The organism is Streptomyces canus (assembly GCF_030816965.1).
GTDB lineage: Bacteria > Actinomycetota > Actinomycetes > Streptomycetales > Streptomycetaceae > Streptomyces > Streptomyces canus_E.
This window is the reverse complement of the sequence record NZ_JAUSYQ010000002.1, coordinates 9483192-9504881: the sequence shown is the minus strand read 5'-3', so window position 1 is coordinate 9504881 and position 21690 is coordinate 9483192. Positions and strand designations below refer to the sequence as shown.

The following is a 21690-nucleotide window of genomic DNA, read 5'->3' as shown; positions in this document are numbered from 1 at the left end:
CCCCCGAGCCCCCTCAGCACAGCCCACACCCAAACCCCCGAACCGCCTCGGCACGATCCGCGCCGAGGCCCCGGCTCCTCGGGAGAATCGGTGCCCCAGGGACGACGCGTCGAGATCCTCAGTCCCTCCTGAGGAGATCCCGGGGCCTCCGCCAGGCGCTACGTCGCGTCGAGTTCCTTCGCGCCGTACAGCGCGGCGGGCGCGCCGGTCTCCAGAGCCCAGTAGCGGTCGCCGTAGGACCAGTGCCACCACTCGGTCGGATAGTTGACCAGGCCCGCCGCGCTCAGCGCCTCGCCCAGCACGGCCCGGTTGGCCTTGGCCTCCTCGGAGATGTTGCCGGCGCCCGTGTAGCAGGCGCCGTCACTCTCCTCCGGATTGGCGTTCATGGCGGTGCCCAGGTCGAGTTCGCGGCCGCCGGCGTCGGCGAGCGTGAGATCGACGGCCGCGCCGGCACTGTGCGGGGCTATCTCGGGCGGGGAGACATAACGGCTGGCCGCCGAGCGGATCCGGTCGGCGGACCAGTCCGGACGGGCGGCGCGCAGTCCGTCGGCGTACGTCTCGAAGTAGTGCCGCTGGAGGGCGGGCGGCCGGTACCCCTCGACGAAGAGCAGGCGCAGGCCGTCGGGCAGCAGAGCCTGCGCCCGGAGCAACCGGTCGAGGACACCCTGGCGCAGATGGACCTCGGCACCCCGGGAGTCCTCGTGCTTGCGGTCGTCGACGCGGAGGTGGGGGCGGACGTCCACGAGGGGTTCGCCGTTCTCCTCGACCGGGACGGCGGCGACACGCGCGTCGGACATCAGGATGATCTCACTCATGGGGTGATCATCTCGTGGCCGCGGACCGTGCCGTGCACCGCGTGCATCGCCGGGGGCCGGGTACTCGGGGAGTTCCCCGCCCCAGCGGCCCGAAGGAGCCGAACGTGAGCACTTCAACCGGCAGCAGGATCGTGGTCACGGGCGCCACCGGCAACGTGGGAACCAGCGTGGTGCGCCTACTCTCCGAGGATCCGGAGGTCGGCTCCGTACGGGGCCTGGCCCGGCGGATCCCGGACTGGTCGCCCGCGCGGACCGAGTGGTCCGCGGTCGACCTGGCATCGGAACAGACCGACCTGACCGAGGAGTTCGCGGGCGCCGACGCGGTGGTCCATCTGGCGTGGGCGTTCCAGCCGACGCACGACCCGGCGATGACCTGGCGCACCAACGTCCTCGGCTCGATCCAGGTGTTCGAGGCGGTCGCGGCGGCCAAGGTGCCGACGCTGGTGCACGCGTCGTCCGTGGGCGCCTACTCCCCGGGTCCGAAGGAGCACGCGGTGGACGAGTCGTGGCCGACGCACGGCTGGCCGGACGCCGCGTACTGCCGGGAGAAGGCGTATCTGGAGCGCGCCCTGGACACCTTCGAGCGCGACCACCCCGCCGTCCGGGTCGTACGGATGCGTCCGGCGTTCCTCTTCAAGCGGGAGTCGGCGAGCGAGCAGCGCCGCATCTTCGGCGGCCGTTTCCTGCCGGGCCAGCTGGCGCGGCCCGATCTGCTGCCCTTCCTCCCCGACATTCCCGGTCTGCGCGTGCAGGCACTGCACACCGACGACGCCGCTCAGGCCTACGCACTGGCGGTGCGCTCGGACGTGCGGGGCGCCTTCAACCTGGCGGGCGAGCCGCCGGTCGACGCCGAGTTGCTGGCCGGGATGCTCGACGCCCGTCCCGTACGGCTGCCGCGCACCGCGGCCCGCTCGGCGATCGCGGCCGCGTGGGGCCTGCATCTGCTGCCCGCGTCCCCGCATCTGTTCGACGCGGTCCTGCGACTGCCGCTGATGGACTGCACCCGTGCGCGTACGGAACTCGGCTGGCACCCGGAGCACACGGCGACCGAGGTACTGGAGGAGTTCCTGCACGGGATGCAGCAGGGCGCGGGGGCGCGGACGGAGCCGATGAAGGGCCGCAAGGTCGGCTGAGCGGCCCTCGCGGCCCTGGCGTCAACCGGTGGACTCCTCGGCTCCCGGGTGCTCCGGGTGCACGGTGTCCGACCGCGTCGCTCCCTGCCGGCCGGTGCCCGCCTCGTCGGTGTCGGGGACGGCCTCGGGCTCGTCGGTGCCGGGTTCCTTGTCCGGGACGTCGGCGACCTCCCAGGGGTCCTCACCCTCGCCCACCTGCTGGTCCGGCAGATCCCGCGGGACGGGGTCACCGTTCTCGCCGGGCGCTTCGTGACGGTGGTCCACGGCGTCCTCCCTTCGCGTTCATCGCGGGAGCGCGAGTACCTCCGCGCAGGTCGGCGAAACGTCAGTGCGGGGCCCGCTCCTCCAGGGCCGTCCGCCAGGCCGGTGCCGGTCCCTCGGGGGTGGGTTCGGGTCGCCGTCCGCCGCGGGCGAAGAAGTCGGCGAGCGGAAGGATGGCCGCGCCGACGGTGACCGCGTCGGGCCCGAGACGGCCGAGGTCGACGGTGACCTTCTCGGCCGGGTACCGCAGCGCGTACGCCGTCGCGTGGCGCCGTACGGCGGGCAGGAACCGGGCGCCGAGCTGGAGCCCGGCCCAGCCGCCCACGATGATCCGCTCGGGCTGGAAGAGGTTGATCAGGTCGGACAGGCCCGCGCCCAGGTACTCGGCGGTCTCCTCCAGGACGGCGAGGGCCACCGGGTCGGCCTCGGTGCCCTCGGCCGGATGGGCGGCGGTGAGCATCGCGGCCAGCGCGGTCTCCTCGTCGGCGCCCTCGGGCGGGCGGCCGCCCGCTTCCCGCCAGCGCTCGAGCAGCGACTCGGCGCCGGCGTAGGCCTCCAGGCAGCCGAGAGCACCGCAGCGGCAGCGGCGCCCCCTGACGCGTACGGTCAGATGCCCCCATTCGACCGCCCGGCCCTGCTCCACCTCGGGCGTCACCAGACAGGCGCCGACGCCGGAGCCGAAGAGGACCACGACGGCGCTGCGAGCGCCGCGGCCGCCACCGAACCACATCTCGGCCTGGCCGAGGGTCTTGGCGCCGTTGTCGATGAAGTACCGGACGCTGCCGGGCAGCAGGGAGCCGGTGCGCAGCAGTGCCTCCAGCGGGACTGCGTCCCAGCCGATGGTCTGGCCGTGCACGACGGCCCCGCTGCGGGGGGTGTGCGCGACGATGCCGGGCACACCGATGCCGACGCCGAGCAGCGCCTCGGGCTCGGTCCCGGTACCGGCGAGCACCTCGGCGATGCCGTCGCGGATGTGCCCGACGATGGCCTCGACGTCGTAGCTCTTCTGGGTCAACGGGCGTTCGGCGCGGGCGAGTTCGGTGAGGGTGAGGTCGAACAGCTCGACGCGCACCCGGGTCTCGCCGACGTCGACGCCGATCATGTGGCCGCTGCCGGGGGCCACCCGCAGCAGGGTGCGGGGGCGTCCGCCGTCGGAGTCGACGCTGCCGGCCTCCTCCAGCAGGCCGTCGGCCACCAGGTCGGCGACGACATTGCTGACGGAGCCGGAGCTGAGCCCGGTGACCGGGCCGAGTTCGAAGCGGCTGAGGGGGCCGTCGAAGTAGAGGCGTTGCAGTACGGCAGTGCGGTTGGCGCGTCTGAGATCGCGTACGGTGCGTCCGTTCAAGGGTCTTCAGGCTCCTGCGACCCGGGCGAGGGCCTCGATCTCGTCCAGGGCGGCGACGAGTTCCGGTGCGACCGCCGACTGGACCCAGCGTTCCTTCTCGTCGTCGACCGCCCGCGGGACGGTCTCGGTGAGCATGATCAGGTAGAGGTAGGCGCGGTAGAGGGCCAGGCGCACCCGGGCCGGCACGTCGAACTCCGCCCGGCCGCCCTCCTCCCGGTAGCCCGCGAGGAACGCCTCGTCCTTCTTGATGTCCCCGAGCAGCGCCAGGGACACGAAGTCGGCGAGGGGGTCGCCCCAGAGCATCCGCTCCCCGTCGATGAGCCCGCCGATGCAAAGCTCCCCGTCCGCCCGGCGGTCCAGCAGGATGTTGCCGTCCCACAGGTCGAAGTGGACCAGGGCCGGGACCGTGACCTCGTCGAGGGCGGGGAAGCCGGCCCTCAGTGTGCTCGCCACCTGGTCGACGGAGCGGGGCAGCCGCGCTCCGTAGTCCCGGGCGTCGTCCAGGACGGCCTCGATCATGGCGGTGAAGGCGGTCCGCCAGTCGGGGGCCAGCGGACCGAGAGCACCGGAGGGGTAGCCGAAGCCCGGCCCGGTCACCGTGTGCAGCCGGGCCACCTGGCGGCCCAACTCCCTTCGCAGCGGAGCCCGTTCGGCTTCGGCCACCGAGCCGTCCCAGGGCTCGCCGGGACACGCGGTCATCAGCAGGTGCGGTACGGCGGCCTCCTCGCCGAGGGCCACGACGTGCGGCGCCGCGACCTCGGCCACGGCGGCGGCTCGGTAGAACTCGGCCTCGGAGACCAGGAGTTCACGCTCGTAGCGCAGGCCGGGAACGGTGGACGCGGGCGGGACCTTGAGGACGTAACGGGTGCCGTCGGTCAGCAGGAGTTCCTCGACGGTGTTGTACGTGCCGCCGCTCAGCGGCCGCAGCCCGGCGAGGCGGCCGGGGTCGAGACCCGCGCCCTCCAGCACCCGTCGGGCCCATTCCCAGGAGTCCACCAACGTCCCGCCCCCTTCTCCCTGCTCGGCAGCCGTCCGGTCGGCGTCGGGCATGTGTTCCGGGAACAGGGTACGGAACGCGTCCCGCACACCGGGCGCCATTGGCGGGCCTACACGCCCGGACTGCTCACCACCGGCGTCCGGCCCCCCGCGGCCTCCTCCGCACGAGCCGTCGCCTCCGGCGCCCCGAAGCGAGCCAGTGTGTGCCAGACCATTTTCAGGTGCTGGAGTTCGTAGCGGCCCGTCCGGGCGGCGTCGCCGATGATGCGCGGGTCGACCATGCCGTCCTCGGCGATGCTCGCGCCCAGGTCGGCGTACTCCTGTCCGCGGTAGTGGGCGTGGCGGTGCAGTTCGGCGACGGTGATGCGGTAGCCGGGGTGCCACTCGACGGGGACGGGCAGCAGGTGTGCCGCCGCCTCGACAGGAGTGTTCCGGTAGCTCGCGTCCAGGACGAGGGCCTCCACGTCGCGGGCCAGGTCGACGCCGCCGTGCACCTGGGCCTCGATGTAGTCGTCGAGGGCGTCCTGCTCGTCCGCCTCCGCGAGGGCGATCAGGGACATGCCTGCGGCGATCCCGAAGTGGACCGGCTCGGCGGCGCTGTCTGGGTAGCAGAAGGTGGCGCGGGCCAGCGGCTCGCCGGACAGCCGGAAGTGCGAGGAGCCGAACCGCGGGGCCGCGCCCACCACTTGACGACGGAAGTTCAGCGCGCCGTACACGGGCCGGTCATGGGCGTCGGCGTCGTCGTAGGCACCGCCGAAGATCCGGCTCTCCCAGCGCCAGCGGTCGCCGCCGGGGTGCGCGGTCAGCCCGCCGTTGCTCGTGCCGGTGACGAACTGCGAGTGGTAGGCACCGTCCTGGGCCAGAGCCTCCAGGAGGGGCAGGCCGCGCGCCACGCGGTCCGGATGGAAGTTCAGCGTGATGCGCACGTCCGGGGCGACGGCCGGCCCCTCCGAGACGGCCGCCACATGGTTCAGCGCTGCCCGTGCTCGTGCCGACCCCACTGGATTCACCGGCGTCTCCTCGCCCCTGACTCACCCACGACTCACCGGATGATCACCTGGCGAGGAGGACGCCCGCATCTCATTTGCCGAATTCCGGTCCGACCGAGAGCACGATCTTGCCGCGGTTGTCACGCCGTTCCAGCCGCTCGTGGGCGGCCCGCGCCGCTTCCAGGGGTACGACGGTCTCGATCGGCACGCGATAGCCGCCGGCGGCGACCCGGTCGGCCAGTTCCCGCAGGTCGGGGCGCGGGTCGTAACCGTGGATCTGGAGGTTGGTGAGCTGGAAGCCGAGGATCGAGGCGTTCTTGGGGTAGAAGTCGCGCGTGTCGACGGTGCTCGGTTCCAGGGCGACGTTGGCGAGGGCCACGACCCGGCCGCCGTGGCCCACTTCACGCAGACTGCGCCCGAAGGCCCGGCCGCCGACGGTGTCCAGGACGACGTCGGCGCCACGGCCGTCGGTGAGCCGGAGCACCTCCTCGACCTCGGCGTCGCCGGGGAAGGCAGAGGTGTCGACGGTGACGTCGGCACCGAACTCCCCCGCCCAGGCGGCCTTCTCGGCCGAACCGGCCAGGGCGATGACCCGCGCCCCTGCCTCGGCGGCGATCTGCACGGCCGCGGTGCCGACACCGCTCGCGGCCGCCTTCACCACCACGGTGTCGTCCTTGGAGACACGGGCGAGGTGCCGCACGCAGTACCAGGCGCTGAGCCAGGCGATCGGCAGGGCGGCCGCCCGGGCCAGGTCCACGCCGTCGGGGAGCACCACCAGGTGGGTGGTGGGCACCGTCGCCAACTGGGCGTAGAAGCCTGATGACTTGCCGCCGTCCAGGGCCATGACCCGCTGTCCGGGCGCGAAGTCGGTCACCCCCTCCCCCACCTCCACGACGACCCCCGCCGCCTCGGCACCCGGGATGAGCGGCGGGCGTCCGCCGCGGTGGTAGAGGCCGGCCCGGAGCAGGGCGTCCACCCGGTTCACCCCGGCCGCGGCGATCCGCACCAGCACCTCTCCGGGACCCGGCACCGGGTCGGGGACGTCGACCGGCACCAGTACTTCCGGTCCGCCGAACCTGTCGATCCGCACCGCACGCATACCGCACCTGCTCTCTGCCCGGCCACCCGAGCAACTGACACCGGTTGAAGTGGTGTCACCATCCGACACCTCCTCAACCGGTGTCAAGAGGGCGAGCCCTCCGACCCAACACCCCATGAACCGGTGTACGCTCGTCGTATGACCGGCAGCCCCGCCCCCGCCGACCCGGCTCTCGCGTTCCCGTTCATCGGCGGCCGCCCCTGTCTGGACTTCGCGGCCACCCTCGGCAAACGGCACGCCACGCCGCTGGAGCGACTTCCCGACACCGCGGCCCTCGCGCGCTGGTTCACGGAGGCGGAGCTGGCCACCGACGAGGGTGCAGTGCGGGTCACCGCTCGGGACCTGACGGACGCACGCCTCCTGCGCGAGGCCCTGTACGGCCTGGTCCGCGCCGCGATGGCCGGCCGGGTACCCGACCCGGCCGACGTGGAGCGGGTCAACGCGGTCGCCGCCCAGCCGGATCTCGCGCCGCAACTGGGCCCGTCCCGCTGGACGGCGCGCAGTCCGGCCCGCGCGGCCCTGGCGACGGTGGCGCGGGACGCCGTACTCCTGGTGCGGGGCCCGCTCCTGGAGCGGGTCAAGGAGTGCGAGAACCCGGGCTGTTCCCTGCTGTTCCTCGACGACTCGCAGGCCCGCCGCCGCCGTTGGTGCTCGATGGACCGCTGCGGCAACCTCGCGAAGATCGCCGGTTACCGGTCCCGCAGCCGGGCCGCCTCCACCCGGTGAAGGTGGATCAGGATGTCGTGGGTGCGGGCCAGGGCAACGTCGTGCGGGCCGTCGGGGTAGGCGGTGCCGATCCGGTAGGTCGGGCGGGCCTGGCGGAGCCACGCGCGCGCCGGTGAGCCGACGGTCCGCAGGTCGACCGCGTAGTCGCGGTGCCTCACCCGGTCAAGGGTCCGCTCGTTGCTGCCGGGGGCGGCCGGGCCCACCGTCCAGCGCCGGACGGCGGTCTCGTCCTGATCGGTGGCGTTGAACGAGCCCCGGTCGAAGGTCAGGCCGATGTTGACGTACGCCGCTCCCAGGCCGTCGCGCAGGAAGGCGCCCTGCATCTTGGGGTAGGCGGGGTCGTAGCTCTCGTAGCCGACATGGGCGTCGTGCGCGGACAGCAGGACCCTTGTCCCGGTGTGCCGTCGCCACCAGAGCACGTTGGCGGCCATCGCCTGGTCGCGGTAGCGCATGGCCTCGGCGATCTGTCCGGGCTCCTCGAAGTCGAAGGCGTACTGGCGGGCGGTGCGGTCGATCGCCGTGGCGTCCTGGACGGTCCGGTCGTCGGCCCCCGCCCGCCTCACCAGCTCCAGCGCCTCGCCGGTGCGTTCGGCCATCTCCCTGCGTTCGGGGTACGGCTGGCCGAGGTAGCTCTCGATGTACGGTCCCGTCGGCACGGTGGGCCGCAGCCCGCGGTACAGCCCCTTGAGGCGCTCGCCGGAGCCGGGGTCGGCGGCGGCCACGCGGGCCACGACCGTGTCGTACACCTCGGGTCCGGTCCAGGCGGTGTCGTCGCCGATGAGGCGGACGGGGTCGGCGGGGTGGCGGATGTTGTACGTCCGCATCCACTCGACGAGCCGCAGATAGTCGGTGTTGTTCCACCACTGGTAGTCGCGCTGGAACTCCTCGCGCATGATGCGCCGCGGGTCTCCCTTGCCGTGCACCACGTAGTCGTCGAGCCGCAGGCCGGTGCTCCAGGGGGCCTCCAGGGCGAAGGTGCGAAAGCCCTTCTCCTCGACGAGGTGGCGGAAGAGGCGGTCCTTGAGGGCGAAGAAGTCGTGCGAGCTGTGCGTGGCCTCGCCGACGCCGACGACCTCGGCGTCGGCGATCATCCGGTCGAGGGGGCGCAGATCGCGGGTGTCTCCGCCGGGTTCGACGGTCCGCAGGGGGTGCGCGGTACGGTCGAGGGCCTCGACGACGGACGGGGCCGGTGCCCGGGTCGTCGCCGCCGCCGGCACGACGGTGCCCAGGGTGATGAGCAGGGTCAGGATGGTCGAGGTCCGTTTCCAGGTCATCGCTCCACGCTTTCGCCCCCGACCGGCCGCGGGCCATCCGGCGGTCCACCGTCGACACCGGGGGTTTTCCCCAGGGATCGCCCGAGGTCGTGCCGGGTGTCCGCCGTCACTGCCCTGGCCCCTTGCCGTCAGCCGGCCGCACCCCACAATGTGAGCACGCTTGCGGACAGTTACGGTCCGCAAGGAGTGCACCGGACGCCTATGTGGAAGAGGAACACCCTGAGGATGCGAGATGTACGTGAGTGGACGGCGTCCCTGGTGCGGTTTGTGAAGCGGCGCCGGGACCCTGTCGTCGTGCAGACGCTGCGGTCGGCGGGCGCGGCGACGATCGCGTACGTCATCGCGCTGCGGCTCAGCCCCGAAGCGGCGCCGCTCACGGCTCCCCTGACCGCGCTGCTGGTCGTGCAGGTCACCCTCTACTCCACGCTCACCACCGGCATCCGCCGGGTGAACTCCGTGGTGACCGGGGTCCTCGTCGCCATCGCCTTCAGCCTGCTGGTGGGTCTGACCTGGTGGAGCCTGGCCCTGCTGATCGTGGCGTCGCTGGTGGTCGGACGGCTGGTGCGGGTCGAGGAGTTCGTGCCCGAGGTGGCGATCAGCGCGATGCTGGTGCTCGGGGTGACGACCGTCGGGGACACCGCCTGGGCGCGCGTGGTGGAGACGCTGATCGGCGCGGTCGTCGGCCTCGCCTGCAATCTGCTGCTCGCTCCCCCGGTGTGGGTGGACGAGGCGGGCGAGTCGATCGAGGGGCTGGCCCGCCGACAGCGGAAACTGATGCTGCGGATGGGCGAGGAGGCCGCGGGCCGTACACCCGTGGAGCTGGCGACGGCCCGGCTGCACGAGGCGCGCGAGCTCGACCACGACATCGTCGAGGTGGACGCGGCCCTCCGGCAGGCAGAGGACAGTCTCAAACTGAACCCCAGGGTGAAGGAGGGCCTGCTGCACCGGGTGGTGCTGCGTACCGGCCTGGACACCCTGGAGATCTGCACGGTCGTGCTGCGGGTCCTCGCCCGCACCCTCACCGACCTCGCGAAGCAACGCGACCCCTTCGCCGACGAGCCTTACGCGATCGACGAGACACATGCTCCCGAGCCGCTGTTCGGGCCCGAGACCGGTCGTACGGTGGAGCAGTTGCTGTCCGAGATCGGCGACGCCGTGGTCAGCTTCGCGGTCCTGGTCACCACCCATGTCAGCGTGAGCGCCGAGTCCGCGGAGGCCCGGCTCACCGCCGAGCTGCGCCAGGCCACGGCGACCCGCGACAAACTGGCCCAGCTGCTGCTGGAGGAGATCCAGCGCGACTCCCGCCACTGGCAGCTGCACGGCGCCGTCCTCACCGAGGTCAACCGCATCCTCGACGAGCTCGACACCGAGCACCGCTCCCGCCGCCTGCTGGAGGAGCTGGACCGGGCCGCTCGCGAGCAGCGCGAGCGGATGCCGCATCTGACCCGGCTCCAGGAACGGTGGCGCGGGAACCGCCCGGTGCTCTCCCGTCGTTCCAGGTGAAGCAGGCACATCGAGCAGACACAGGGGGCGGGCCGATGACTGGCACGAGCGTGCGGATCGACGGGAACACACTGCGGCTGCCGGGCGGTGCGGCGGTGCGGTTCGTGCGCACCCTGCGGCTGCCCGAGACGGGCACGCATCCGCTGCCGCCGGGGCTCGGCGAGTTCCCGGTGCGCCGCGTCTGCGACTATCCCGACACGGTGCCGGAGCAGTGGGGGGCCCGCGGCGGGGTGATGCTGCCGGTGTATCTGCGCGAGGCGATGTGGCTGAGCTTCGGGAGCACCACCGAGCCCGCCGCCCTCCAGGTCGGGGTGGGCAAGGTGTGCGCGGTCTCCGGGAAGCCCTGGAGCGACCGGCTCACCCGTGACCCGCAGAACTACGTGGTGCTGCCCCGCCAGCCGTGGCTGGACGGCATCAACTCCGGCAAGGGGACGGTCCGCCAGTTCGTCGCCGTGCCGCTCGGGCTGGGCGCGACCGTCGAGGGGCAGGTCACGGGCGAGGAGGTCTGGGGCGGCGTCCAGCTGCAGTCCTTCCCGCTGGCCGAGGAGCGGCTGACCGAGTGGCGGGAGGCGCAGCGGCGGCTGCGGTCGGTGAGCAGGCCCGCCATGGGTTACGGCGCTGCCGTGCCCATGGCGATGGCCGCGCCCGCCGCTCCTGCGGGGGCACCCCGCAGCGCTCCGGCGATGGGGCTCGGCGTCGGCGGTTCCATGCGCCAGGAGGTCTACCGCGACGACCGGCCGCTGTCGGACTGGGCGGAGACACCGGCCGGCCGGGTGTTCGTGCACCTGGTGACACCGCCCGAGTGGCGCCGCATCACCGGGGAGGCTCCCCCGCCGTCGCCCGTGGACCGCGCCGCGTACACCAACGCGGGGCTGCCCTGGTTCGACTACTACGACCAGGACGCGGAGGACCTCGCCCCGACGGATCCGCTCGAGGGCGTGAAGCCGGTCGGCGACTGGCTCGGGGACGATCACGAGCCCTGGCAGCCGCCGGGATCGCACCAGGTCGAGCAGCTGGGGGACGCACCGGGCAAGCCGGTCCAGGACGGCGACTGGTAGCGGGCCGCGGGGGCTCGGGTTGCACGGGGCGCGTGATCCGGGTGAAGGTGGCTGTCACGACCGCGACGATCGATCACCCGGGGTGCGCAGGGATGGGCAGTGCGAACGGCGGCTGCAGCAGGCGCGGCTTCGTCGGCGTTCTCGCGGGAGCCGCCTCGGGGCTCGTCGGCTGCTCGACGTCATCCGGATCGTCGTCGGAGCCGGTGCCCTCGCAGCCTCCCGGCTCCCCCGGGACGGTCTCACCGAGCCCGGCGAAAACACCGTCAGCGCCGGCTCCGGCCGGCCCCCGCCCCCTCTACCTCGGCACCTACACCTCCGTCGAGGGCGGCGGCAACGGCATCGGCGTCGCCAGGTACGACCCCGGCAGCGGGCGTATCACCGGCACCGGCACGATCACCGGCGTCACCAACCCCTCGTATCTCGCGCTGCATCCCGACGGTCGCACGCTGTACGCGGTCGCCGAGCAGGACGCCGGTGCCGTGACCGCCGTACGCCTGTCCGACCGCAAGATCCTGGGGAGCCGCGGCACCGGCGGGGCGGGGCCGTGTCATCTCTCGGTGCATCCGGGCGGCCGCTGGCTGCTCAGCGCGAACTACGGCTCCGGCAGTGTGGCCGTGCATCCGATCGACTCCTCGGGAGCGCTCGGCGAGCGCAGAGATACGGTCACGCACTCCAGTCCGGCGCCGGGGCCCGGCCAGGAGGGCCCGCACGCCCACCAGTTCCTCACCAGTCCCGACGGCGGCCATGTGCTCGCTGTCGACCTGGGCACGGACACCGTCTACAGCTATCGCCTGAACGAACGGACCGGCACTCTCACGGAGGTCTCGCGGGCGCAGACCAGGGCCGGTGCCGGACCGCGCCATCTCACCTTCCATCCCGGGGGCCGGTACGCCTACCTGGCCAACGAGGCCGACAACACGGTGGCGGTCTGCGCCTACGACCGCAGGACCGGCCGCCTCTCCGTCGGGGCGGCGCAGTCCACGGGAACGGGCTCGGGCACGAACTACCCGGCACAACTGCTGGTCACCGCGAACGGCTCGTACGCCTATCTCGCCAACCGGGGCCACAACAGCCTCACGCGCTACGCGGTGGAGGCGGACGGCGCCCGGCTCCGGCTGCTCGACACGGTTCCGGTGAACGGCGACTTCCCGCGGCAGATCGCCTTTTCGCCGGACGGGACACTGCTGTTCACGGCGAACCAGAGGTCCAGCAACGTCAGCGTGTTCCGCATGAACACAGCGAGCGGTGACCTGCGGTCCGCCGGCCGGCCGTTCGCCTCACCCGTCGCGGTCTGTGCGCTGCCGCTGTAGGGCACGCGGGCAGGACGCGGCGCTCGCCTGCTTCAGCAGGACGTGCATGCGCTCCGTCAGCCGTGCCACGTCGTCCGCGGGAGCGTGGAAGGGCAGGCGTACGTCGCCGTGGGCGCGGGCGCGCTCGATGCGCAGCGTCAGTCCGTGCCGGTCCACGGCGAGGGGCTGGACTCGGACCGCGCCGTGCAGGCTGTCGGCGTCGACGAGCCGGGTGAGCCGCTCGACCGCGTCGGGGTGGCAGTCGGCGAGGTGGGTGAGCAGCCGGGCCTCGGCCGTGGCGAGCGGGTCGGGCTCGGCGGCGGCGAACTCGTCGAGGTCGACGACCACCGCGCCGGACGGCCGGCGCAGCACCACGCGCGTGGCCTTGAACTCCAGCCGGCCGTCCCCGGGGACGAACCAGCCGGCGATCCACAGCCGGGCGCGGATACGGCTGCGCACGGGGACGGGTGCCACGTCGGCGAACTCCAGGACGGCGGACGGCTCGCCGCGGGGCGCGCAGATCGCGGCCGCGACCAAGGTGCTGTCCTCGGGCACGTCCAGTGTCACCCGCCCGTCCTCGGCGACGGTGTGCGCGCCGACGAACTCCTCCCGGCCGCCCTCGGCGGTCACCGCGCAGGACCACGAGGCGGCGAGCACCGACCGGGCGTGTTCCGCCGCGGAAGGCGCGGCCGTCCAGGTTTGGCTGTCACCCATCCATTCCCTCCCAAGGTAAGGCTTGCCTAACCTATCGAAGATCGGCGGCGAAGCCAACCGTGGGACGCGTGACGGACGTGCGCATTCCGGTCAGGGCCTGAGAACGCCGAGCAGGGCCCGCGCGCACAGATCGCGCACCTGTTCCCGGGAGAGGTCCGAGCCTCTCAGCCACTCCAGACAGACGGCCGTGGTGAAGGCCAGCCAACCGCGGACGGCCAGCTGAAGGTCGGGGCGCTCTTCGGCCTGGGCCCCGAACTCCGGATCCGCGGCCAGCGCCGCCAGGATCTGCCGCTCCTGTGCGGCCAGCGCCCGCTGGTAGACCTTGCGGACGGACTGGTCCCCCGCGGCGTCGGCACGGTGGAAGGCGCGGTAGCCGTGCGCGTGTGCCGACACGTACTCCAGATAGGTGTCCAGCCCCGCGGTGAGCTGCTCGCGCACCGGGACGCCGGGCACGGCCGCGGTCATGGCCAGCATCCGCCCGCTCTCGCGCTCGACGACCGCCGCGAAGAAGTCCCGCTTCGTCGGGAAGTAGTGATAGAGCAGCCCGCGCGAGACACCGGCGATCTCCGCGACCTGCTCGATCCACACCTCGTCGTACGGGCTCTCCGAGAACAGCCGCGCCCCCACCGACAGGAGCTGCTCCCGGCGCTCCTCGGTGCTGAGCCTGCGGCGCGTGCGCTCGCCCTGCTTCCCGGCCATGCCCGCACCTTACTTGACGCCGGTTCAACAACGGGATCAGACTGAGCCGCGTTGTTGAACCCACGTACAACGCGCTCAACTGCCGCTGGATCAAGGGAGATCTCGTCATGGCGGAGACGACGACAAGGGCCGCGCAGCCGAGGGGTTTCCGCAGTGCCGAGCTGGGCTGGCCGGAGCTGCACCGCATTCCGCACCCGCCGCGCCGACTCCCCCTGCTCGGTGACGTCCTCGGCGTCAACCGGGCCACCCCGCTCCAGGACTCCCTGCGCTTCGCTCGCCAATTGGGGCCGATCTACCGGCGCAAGGCGTTCAACAGGGAGTTCGTGTTCGTCTGGGGTGCCGAGCTGGTGGCGGATCTGGCGGACGAGGCGCGGTTCGCGAAGCATGTCGGCCTGGGGGTCGCCAATCTGCGGCCGGTCGCCGGCGACGGGCTGTTCACCGCGTACAACCACGAGCCGAACTGGCAGCTGGCACACGACGTGCTGGCACCGGGCTTCAGCCGCGAGGCGATGGAGGCCTACCACCCGATGATGCTGGCCGTCGCCGGGCGGCTGACGGACCACTGGGACCGCGAGCAGGCGGCGGGCCGGTCGGTGGACGTCCCCGCCGACATGACCAAACTGACGCTGGAGACCATCGCGCGGACCGGGTTCGGCCATGACTTCGGCTCCTTCGAGCGGGACCGGCCGCATCCCTTCGTGACGGCCATGGTGGGCACCCTGACCTACGCACAGCGCCTCAACTCCGTGCCCTTCCCGGCTCTTCTGCGGCGTGCCGCGCAGCGCAACGCGGACGACATCGCCTACCTCAACCGCATGGTCGACGACCTGGTCAGGGCCCGGCGCGCGGTGGGCGGGGACGGCGACCTTCTCGACCGGATGCTGGAGACGGCCCACCCGGAGACCGGTGAGCGGCTGTCGCCGGAGAACGTCCGCCGACAGGTCATCACCTTCCTGGTCGCAGGTCACGAGACGACGTCGGGTGCGCTCTCCTTCGCCCTGCACTACCTCTCCCGGCACCCCGAGGTCGCGGCACGCGCGCGTGCCGAGGTGGACCGCGTCTGGGGCGCGGCCGCCGTGCCGGGGTACGACCAGGTGGCGAAGCTGCGGTACGTGCGCCGGGTGCTGGACGAGTCGCTGCGGCTGTGGCCCACGGCACCCGCGTTCGCCCGGGAGGCCCTCCAGGACACCGTGCTGGCCGGGCGGCACCCGATGCGCCGCGGGGCGTGGACGCTGGTGCTCACGCCGATGTTGCAGCGCGACCCCGACGTGTGGGGCGCAGACGCCGAGCGGTTCGATCCGGACCGCTTCGACCCCAAGGCCGTACGCTCGCGTCCCCCACATGTCTTCAAGCCGTTCGGCACCGGGGCCCGGGCCTGCATCGGGCGGCAGTTCGCGCTCCACGAGGCCACGCTGGTGCTCGGTCTGCTGCTGCGCCGCTACGAGCTGCGGGCCGACCCCGGCTACCGGCTCAGCGTGACCGAGCGGCTGACGCTGATGCCGGAGGGGCTGCGGCTGCGCCTGGAACGGCGGGCGGGCAGTGGCGCTACGGCCGCCCCCGGGGCGGATTCCGACGAGGTCGCGGCCGCCTCGGAGTCACGCTGTCCAGTGTCCAGGGCGGGTGACTGAGTCCGGCAGCCGGGTGCCGGCGTTGCCCCGGGCCGCGTTCAGCTGGGGCTGGGTGAGGAAGAAGGCGCCCGTCAGGTCCGCGTCCGTCAGGTCGGCGTCGCGCAGATCGGCACCGATCAGATCCGCGCCGCGCAGGTCGGCTCCGGTGAGGTCGGCCGCTATGAGGTAGGCCCCGCGAAGGCTGGCTCCGCGCAGGTCGGCGCCCTTGAGACGGGCGCCCATCAGATCCGCGCCCCGGCGGTTCTTCTTTCTGTCAGCGGCACCGGATCCGGCCCGCACCAGCTCACTGGTCCTGAGCAGAAGGACGTTGACCTCCTGCCGGTGCGCGGGGACGTCCAGCGCGGCGAGTTCTTCGGCGGTCCCCCGGGTGAGCGCGTCGGTCCGCTCCAGCATGCGGCGCAGGTCGGCGTGGACCGGGCGGGCGGCGGGCAGGGTGAGTGCCTCGGTGAGGTACCAGAGCAACTCGTGGAGCTGGCGCACGACCGGGAAGACGTCGAACATCCGGCGGGCGTCCTCGCGCGGGCCGGTACGCCAGTCCCGGCCGCCGAAGGTGACCTGCGAGACCTTCTGTCCGGCGCCGAAGCAGTCGTAGACCGTGCATCCGGTGTAGCCCTCGACGCGCAGCTTCGCGTGGATGCCGCACCGGTGGTCGTCCCGGAGGTTCGGGCAGGGCGTGCCGGCCGGCTTGTCGCGGGCGAAGTCCGCGGAGGCCGTGAAGGGCAGGGCGACACAGCACAGGCCGAAGCACCGCGCGCAGTCGCCGCTGAGGTCGATCAATTGTTCTTGCATCGCCGCCCAGCCTAACGGCCCGCCGACCGGCCGACCTGACGAGAACTCACCGATGAGATTCCGGCGATGTGGGGGTCTCCTCATCCAGCGGAAAACAAGCTCGGCTACCACAGAGATATAGGCCGAACCGAGGCAGGAGCCGAACGCATCGAGGAGATGTCATGTGCAGCCATCAGCCCCCGTGTCCCACCGCCGACAGCCCCTGTCACCACACCGCGGTGATCGTCTCGGCCCATCCCGAACAGGGCTGGAGCCTGCTGTGCAACGGCACCATCGTCTTCGACGACACCGGTGAACTCCTGCCGGACGGGCGGGTCGTGAGCCCGCACCGCACACCTGGCACGCTGGCCACGGCCGCCTGAGTCAATACCGTTGTGCCTTCGCCACCTTGGGTATCAGTACCGGCTCGGTGGGCTTGCGGCTGACGGCGACCGGCTGGGCCCTCTCCCCCGGCTCGAGGTCCTCGGCGCCGACGTACCGGGTCTCGGCCACCTTGCCGGACGAGTCCAGGAAGTCGACCTGGGCGGCGTACGAGGCCGTCTTGTCGGTCTTGTTGGTGATGGTGACGACGACGGCGAGCAGACCGCCGGTCTCGGAGCGCGGCTTGCCGGTCATGGTGACGTCGGACATCGCGTTGCCCGCTCCGTCGACCTTGGCGAGCTCGGTCCGCGCGGCCTTGTTGGCCAGCTCCACCTCCGCGGAGACGGAGGCCTCGAAGGAGGAGGCGGCAGCCGAGGCGGACGCGGCCCGCTTCGAGGCCTCGGCCCGCACCGAGGCCTTGGCGGACGCGAGCGCGGAGGCCACGTTGCCGGAGAAGGAGGCCGTGTCCGGGGCCGTGGGCCTGGCGGAGGACGTCGACGAGCCACCGGAGTCGTCGTTGCAGGCCGCCAGGGTGAGCGCGCTCGCGGCGGTCAGGGCCACGGCGAGGGCGGCGATCCGGGACCGTCCGTGGGGTGACGGTGTGCTCATCGACTGACGTCCTCTCGACTCCGGCGTCGACACATGGCCGAAATGAGCCTTATGCCGGAATCGAGAGTGCGGCATGCCGCCGCCCACGGGCCGTCCGGGTGTCCGGCGTCAGGCCTCCTCGCGGGCGAGGGCGAGCAGCCGGTCCAGGACGCGGGGGCCGCCCGCGCGGACTCCGTCGTGCTCGAACTCGTCCGTCACCCAGGTGCGCAGACCGCGGATCGCGCGGGCGGTCTCGAGGGAGTGGGCCGTGTCGACGTACATGTCGTCGTGGTAGACGGCGGCGGCGACCGGGACCTCGTTGGCGGCCAGGCGGGCCGGGTCGTACAGGGGCTGCCAGTCGGTGCGGGCGGCGAGGAGTTCGGCCGTCTCGCGCAGCGGGCGCAGGGCCGGGTCGCAGTCGAACAGCCAGGGATGGATGGACTCGCCGGTGAACAGCAACGGCTCGTCGCCGGCGAGGGACTTGGCCGCGTCGAACTGCGGGAACTCGGCGCGCACCCGTTCGGCCGACCAGGCGGTGGGCCGCTCGCCCTGGCCGTAGGTGGCCTCGTGGACGAGGGCGTAGAGCGGGTGGGGCGCGTAGGAGAGGAGGCCCTGGACCTCTTCCTGGAAGGCGTCGGAGAGCTCGGGCCCCCGCGGCGTGCGGACGAACGCGTGCTCCAGGAGGTAGTGCAGCCGGTGGCTGCCCTCGCTGCCGCCGAGGAGGATGCCGAGCGACTGGAAGGCCTCGACGGTCAGCCGGTAACCGTTCGGCAGGGTCACGTCGTGGGTGAGGAGGTGGTCGCCGATACGGCGGGCCCGCTCGACGTCCTGCGGATAGCGGGCGTAGTGCGCCGCGACCTTGCGCTCCACGCGCGGGTAGGCGGCCCGGTACACGTCGTCGGCGTGGGCGTCGAGAGAGGGCAGACCGCCGGTGATGACGGCGGCGGCGAGACCCTCGGGGGCGAAGGACAGATAGGTCGTCGTGCAGAAGCCGCCGAAGCTCTGCCCGAGGACGGTCCAGGGGGCGCCGCCGGTCACCTGGGCGCGGATCGCCTCGCAGTCGCGGACGATGGAATCGGCGCGGAAGCGGGCCAGGTAGTCGGCCTGTTCGGCGGGGCCGCCGCGCAGCGGGAGCGTCTGGCGGTTGGCCGGTGTGGAGTGGCCGGTGCCGCGCTGGTCGAGCAGGAGGACGCGGTACTCCTTCAGGGCCCGGCCGAACCAGGCCCCCTTGCCGACGAAGCGGTTCGCCCCGAAGCCCGGGCCGCCCTGGAGATAGACCAGCCACGGCAGGTCCTGTCCCGCCTTGTCGCTCGCGACGGCCTCGCGGGCGTAGAGCTCGATCGTCTCCCCGGCCGGGTCGTCGTGGTCGAGGGGGACGGTGAAGCGGCGGTCGGTGAGGACGAGGCCGGGCTGGCGGTAGGTCGCGGTCAACAGGGCTCCCGGGACGGACGGACATTCTGTGGACGCGTCCCAGTTCAGCACATGTTCGTCCGCCGTCCGACCCCTTCGATCATGAAATCTTACTGACTCTCGGGTCAGCGGGCCGCCAGGCTGGAGCGCCGCACCACCAGTTCGGGCTGGAGCACCACCCGGCGGTGGTCGTGCCGCTTGCCGGTGGTCTCCGCCTCCGTCTCCTCCAGAAGCAGTTCGGCGGCCAGGGCGCCCATCGTGACGGCGGGCTGCCGGACCGAGGTGAGGGGGACGGCCGCGGCGGCGGCGAACTCGATGTCGTCGTAGCCGACGATGGCGAGGTCGTCGGGGACCGTGATCCCCGCCGCGTACATGGCCTGCAGGACGCCGAGGGCGAGCAGGTCGTTGGCGCAGAACACGGCGGTCGGGCGGTCGGCCAGGCCGAGGAGACGGGCGCCGGCGTCCCGGCCCGCGGCCACGTCGAGCCGTTCGGTGGGCAGCTCGCGCAGGTTCTCGGGGCCCAGGCCCGCCTCGGACAGCGCGTTGAGGGCGCCGGTGCGGCGGTCGCGGACCTGGTTGAGGCCGGGCGGGCCGCTGACGTAGGCGATGGAGCGGTGCCCGGCGTCCACGAGGTGGCGGACGGCCAGGGCGCCGCCGGCGACGTCGTCGACGGAGACCGAGCACTCGGTGGTGCCTTCGGCGACCCGGTCGACGAGGACGAAGGGGATGCCGTGGCGGCGGAAGGAGTCGATGTTGCGGCCGGAGGCGTCGGTCGGGGTGAGCAGGACGCCCCGGACCCGCTGCTCCGCGAAGAGGGACAGGTACTCCGCCTCCTCGCTCGCGCTCTGGGCGCTGTTGCAGACCATGACGCCGAGGCCGTCCTCGCGGGCGGCCCGCTCGGCGCCGCGCGCGACGTCGACGAAGAAGGGGTTGCCCATGTCGAGCACGAGCAGACCCATGATCCGGCTGCGGCCCGCGCGCAGTTGACGCGCGGACTCGCTGCGGACATAGCCGAGCCGGTCTATCGCGGACAGGACGCGCGCCCGGGTCTCGGTGGCGACGGAGTCCGGACGATTGATGACGTTCGAGACCGTGCCGACGGAGACTCCGGCGGCGCGGGCGACGTCCTTGATACCCACCGACTGGGCCATCGGGCAGGGACCTCCAGGAAGACGGGGGGCGACAGGACGACCTTCACATTATCGTCGAGCCGCCCCCACACCGGTCACGATCAGGCAGGCAGTGCGAAGTCGACGACGTGGAGCGCCGAGGGGGTCGTACCGCTCGACTTCTCCTGGTACATGAACGACAGCACGTTGCTCTGTGCGACCCGCATCTCGTCGATCACGACCTCGCCGAAGGCGTTGAGGCCGCTGCCGTCGAACAGGACCGTCCAGTCGGTGTACCCGGACGCCTTGGAGGCGCCGGCGATCCTGCCGAACGGGAAGATCGCGTAGGCGTTGTCGTACTTGTCCAGGATCAGTTTGGTGCGCTGGCTGGAGCCGAGCACGACCGGTATCTCGGTCTTCTGCCAGGTGCCCGAGGAGTTCTTGCGGACGTGGAATGCGCGGCCGTTGGCGGTGCGGTCGGAGACGTAGTTCGTGGTGCACTGACCGAAGCGGCCGGGGACGTACGAGATGATCGCGTGCGGCAGGCCCGAGGAGTCCGTGAACTGGCTCTCCTGGTTCATCAGGGAGTGGTCCGGGTTCAGCGCGTCGATGACCAGGCCGCTGTCGGTGACAGCGACCTTGTCGGAGCCGCCGGTGGTGCCGACGACGGTGCCGGCGTTGTTGCGCCAGGTGCGGCCGCGGTCGTCGGAGTAGACGTAGCCGGTGTCGTGGTTGGTGATGCCGCCGCTGTTGCACATCACGGCGCCGTTCTGCTCGCGCCAGGTGAAGAAGGAGTGCAGCCGGCCGTTCGTGTCGTAGTCGATGCCGTGCAGGTACATGTTGCGGGCCGTCGAGGAGCCGTGCTCGCTGGTGTAGGTGCCGGTGGAGGCGGACCACTCGCCGAGGTCGGTCCAGGTCGAACCGTCGTACTCCGCAAGGGCGTTGCGGCCGTTGCCGGATATCCCGGCCCGGTAGCTGAGCTGGAGCTTGCCGTCGGGGGTGGAGACGAACTGCGGGTAGGTGAACTGCGACGTGAGGGCCAGGCCGTCCAGGGTGGACTGGGGTGCGCCGAACCGGGCGGCGGTCCAGGTCAGTCCTGACGGGTTGTCCATGAGGCCGGCGACCGACTTGACGTAGGTGAAGCCGTCGCTGTGCGAGTCCATGTTGAGGTGGAGGCGGCCGTCCACCTTGGAGACGCCCATGGAGATGACGTTGTGGGAGTCGCTGGTCTTGAGGGTGTGTCCGACCTGGACGGTGGACCAGGTGCTCCCGCCGAGGACGCGGCGGCCGACGACGGCGTTCTTGTCGGCGGTGTACCAGACGGCGTACTGATAGCCCTTGTAGGTCAGCAGGCCGTTCTTCTGGAACGAGTTGTTGTTGACGAGGCCGTCGTAGGAGACGAAGAAGACGGCCTGGCTGTCGAGCGTGGTGGTGCCGGTCCGGGTGACGGAGGGGCCGGGGTCGGCGGCGCGGGCGGTGCCGCCGGTGAGCGCGGTGGTGGACATGGCGGACACGATGGCACCTGCGAGCAGTGTGCGTCTTTTCATGGTGCGGCTCCTGCGGTCCTGATGGGGAGGGTCAGGCGAGGTGGAACACCTCGGTGAGCGGTTTCATCGCCTCGTCCGGGCGGGCTCCGTCGAGGGACTCGAAGAACTCGCCCATCTCGGCCTGCCAGCGGGCGTTGACCTCGGTGGCTTCCATACCGGCCTTGGCGGCCTCGAAGTCCTCGGTCTCCAGATAGCCGACGAGCAGGCCGTCGTCGCGCAGGAAGAGCGAGTAGTTGTGCCAGCCGGTGGCCGAGAGTGCGTCGAGCATCTCCGGCCACACGGCGGCGTGTCGTTCGCGGTACTCGGCGAGCTTGTCCTGACGGACCTTGAGGAGGAAACAGACGCGCTGCATGAAGTA

Annotated in this window: 22 protein-coding genes; 7 read left to right on the top strand and 15 right to left on the bottom strand. The window is 72.1% G+C overall.

What is annotated here, in order from left to right; translation table 11 throughout:
* Window positions 1–158: 158 nt before the first annotated feature.
* Entirely contained in the window at window positions 159–815 is a 657-nt protein-coding gene (locus QF027_RS44360) for a M15 family metallopeptidase (RefSeq protein ID WP_306973202.1), read from the bottom strand.
* 104 nt (window positions 816–919) lie between these two features.
* Here QF027_RS44360 and QF027_RS44355 point away from each other — a divergent pair, with 104 nt between their 5' ends.
* Window positions 920–1948, top strand: a complete 1029-nt coding sequence (locus QF027_RS44355) for an SDR family oxidoreductase (protein ID WP_307081153.1) — start codon at window positions 920–922, stop codon at window positions 1946–1948.
* Window positions 1949–1969: 21 nt separating this feature from the next.
* On the opposite strand, the gene QF027_RS44350 is transcribed toward QF027_RS44355, so the two are convergent.
* The 5 genes from QF027_RS44350 to QF027_RS44330 all read right to left on the bottom strand — a co-directional run bounded on the left by QF027_RS44350 (window position 1970) and on the right by QF027_RS44330 (window position 6638).
* Window positions 1970–2212: a hypothetical protein gene (locus QF027_RS44350; RefSeq protein WP_307081151.1), complete on the bottom strand. Its 243-nt coding sequence runs from the start codon at window positions 2210–2212 to the stop codon at window positions 1970–1972.
* Window positions 2213–2273: 61 nt separating this feature from the next.
* Window positions 2274–3554, bottom strand: coding sequence for an ROK family protein (locus tag QF027_RS44345; RefSeq protein WP_307081149.1), 1281 nt, complete (start codon window positions 3552–3554; stop codon window positions 2274–2276).
* Between the two features lie 6 nt (window positions 3555–3560).
* Complete coding sequence (locus QF027_RS44340) at window positions 3561–4604, bottom strand: phosphotransferase family protein (protein WP_307081147.1); 1044 nt, start codon at window positions 4602–4604, stop codon at window positions 3561–3563.
* A gap of 56 nt (window positions 4605–4660) precedes the next feature.
* Entirely contained in the window at window positions 4661–5560 is a 900-nt protein-coding gene (locus QF027_RS44335) for a DUF3626 domain-containing protein (RefSeq protein WP_306973206.1), read from the bottom strand.
* A gap of 70 nt (window positions 5561–5630) precedes the next feature.
* Window positions 5631–6638, bottom strand: a complete 1008-nt coding sequence (locus QF027_RS44330) for a quinone oxidoreductase family protein (RefSeq protein WP_307081145.1) — start codon at window positions 6636–6638, stop codon at window positions 5631–5633.
* A gap of 138 nt (window positions 6639–6776) precedes the next feature.
* On the opposite strand from QF027_RS44330, the gene QF027_RS44325 reads away from it, so the two are divergent.
* Window positions 6777–7364, top strand: coding sequence for a CGNR zinc finger domain-containing protein (locus QF027_RS44325; RefSeq protein ID WP_306973208.1), 588 nt, complete (start codon window positions 6777–6779; stop codon window positions 7362–7364).
* On the opposite strand, the gene QF027_RS44320 is transcribed toward QF027_RS44325, so the two are convergent.
* Window positions 7328–8638 (bottom strand): erythromycin esterase family protein, encoded by a 1311-nt coding sequence (locus tag QF027_RS44320; protein ID WP_307081143.1) that lies wholly within the window; start codon window positions 8636–8638, stop codon window positions 7328–7330. The genes QF027_RS44325 and QF027_RS44320 overlap by 37 nt on opposite strands.
* A 225-nt stretch (window positions 8639–8863) precedes the next feature.
* On the opposite strand from QF027_RS44320, the gene QF027_RS44315 reads away from it, so the two are divergent.
* From QF027_RS44315 to QF027_RS44305, 3 genes are all read left to right on the top strand, one after another.
* Window positions 8864–10141 (top strand): FUSC family protein, encoded by a 1278-nt coding sequence (locus QF027_RS44315; protein ID WP_306973210.1) that lies wholly within the window; start codon window positions 8864–8866, stop codon window positions 10139–10141.
* A 35-nt stretch (window positions 10142–10176) separates the two neighbouring features.
* Entirely contained in the window at window positions 10177–11199 is a 1023-nt protein-coding gene (locus QF027_RS44310) for a hypothetical protein (protein ID WP_307081142.1), read from the top strand.
* A gap of 92 nt (window positions 11200–11291) precedes the next feature.
* On the top strand, window positions 11292–12509 hold the full coding sequence (locus tag QF027_RS44305) for a lactonase family protein (RefSeq protein WP_307081140.1): 1218 nt from the start codon (window positions 11292–11294) through the stop codon (window positions 12507–12509).
* On the opposite strand, the gene QF027_RS44300 is transcribed toward QF027_RS44305, so the two are convergent.
* Together QF027_RS44300 and QF027_RS44295 are read right to left on the bottom strand one after the other, a co-directional pair.
* On the bottom strand, window positions 12477–13202 hold the full coding sequence (locus QF027_RS44300) for a DUF2470 domain-containing protein (RefSeq protein ID WP_306973212.1): 726 nt from the start codon (window positions 13200–13202) through the stop codon (window positions 12477–12479). The two genes, QF027_RS44305 and QF027_RS44300, sit on opposite strands and share 33 nt — an antisense overlap.
* Window positions 13203–13292: 90 nt before the next feature.
* Complete coding sequence (locus QF027_RS44295) at window positions 13293–13901, bottom strand: TetR/AcrR family transcriptional regulator (protein WP_306973213.1); 609 nt, start codon at window positions 13899–13901, stop codon at window positions 13293–13295.
* 107 nt (window positions 13902–14008) lie between these two features.
* Between QF027_RS44295 and QF027_RS44290 the strand changes: the two genes are divergently transcribed.
* A complete protein-coding gene (locus QF027_RS44290; RefSeq protein ID WP_306973214.1) occupies window positions 14009–15529 on the top strand; it encodes a cytochrome P450 in 1521 nt (506 codons plus the stop codon).
* Here the strand turns inward: QF027_RS44290 and QF027_RS44285 are convergent.
* A complete protein-coding gene (locus QF027_RS44285; protein WP_307081137.1) occupies window positions 15497–16318 on the bottom strand; it encodes a pentapeptide repeat-containing protein in 822 nt (273 codons plus the stop codon). The two genes, QF027_RS44290 and QF027_RS44285, sit on opposite strands and share 33 nt — an antisense overlap.
* 161 nt (window positions 16319–16479) lie before the next feature.
* Between QF027_RS44285 and QF027_RS44280 the strand changes: the two genes are divergently transcribed.
* Window positions 16480–16680: a DUF5999 family protein gene (locus tag QF027_RS44280; protein WP_306973216.1), complete on the top strand. Its 201-nt coding sequence runs from the start codon at window positions 16480–16482 to the stop codon at window positions 16678–16680.
* Window position 16681: 1 nt separating this feature from the next.
* Here the strand turns inward: QF027_RS44280 and QF027_RS44275 are convergent, their stop codons facing one another.
* The 5 genes from QF027_RS44275 to QF027_RS44255 form a co-directional block, all read right to left on the bottom strand.
* The gene (locus QF027_RS44275) at window positions 16682–17287 is read right to left on the bottom strand and encodes a hypothetical protein (protein WP_307081134.1); all 606 of its coding nucleotides are present in this window, start codon (window positions 17285–17287) and stop codon (window positions 16682–16684) included.
* A 108-nt stretch (window positions 17288–17395) separates the two neighbouring features.
* Window positions 17396–18697 (bottom strand): alpha/beta fold hydrolase, encoded by a 1302-nt coding sequence (locus QF027_RS44270; protein WP_307081132.1) that lies wholly within the window; start codon window positions 18695–18697, stop codon window positions 17396–17398.
* Between the two features lie 104 nt (window positions 18698–18801).
* Window positions 18802–19827 carry a LacI family DNA-binding transcriptional regulator gene (locus QF027_RS44265; protein ID WP_306973219.1) on the bottom strand — a complete coding sequence of 342 codons (1026 nt, stop codon included), beginning with the start codon at window positions 19825–19827 and terminating at the stop codon, window positions 18802–18804.
* Window positions 19828–19907: 80 nt separating this feature from the next.
* Window positions 19908–21332 carry a BNR repeat-containing protein gene (locus QF027_RS44260; protein WP_307081129.1) on the bottom strand — a complete coding sequence of 475 codons (1425 nt, stop codon included), beginning with the start codon at window positions 21330–21332 and terminating at the stop codon, window positions 19908–19910.
* A gap of 31 nt (window positions 21333–21363) precedes the next feature.
* The gene (locus QF027_RS44255) at window positions 21364–21684 is read right to left on the bottom strand and encodes an L-rhamnose mutarotase (protein WP_062040203.1); all 321 of its coding nucleotides are present in this window, start codon (window positions 21682–21684) and stop codon (window positions 21364–21366) included.
* Between the last annotated feature and the right edge of the window lie 6 nt (window positions 21685–21690).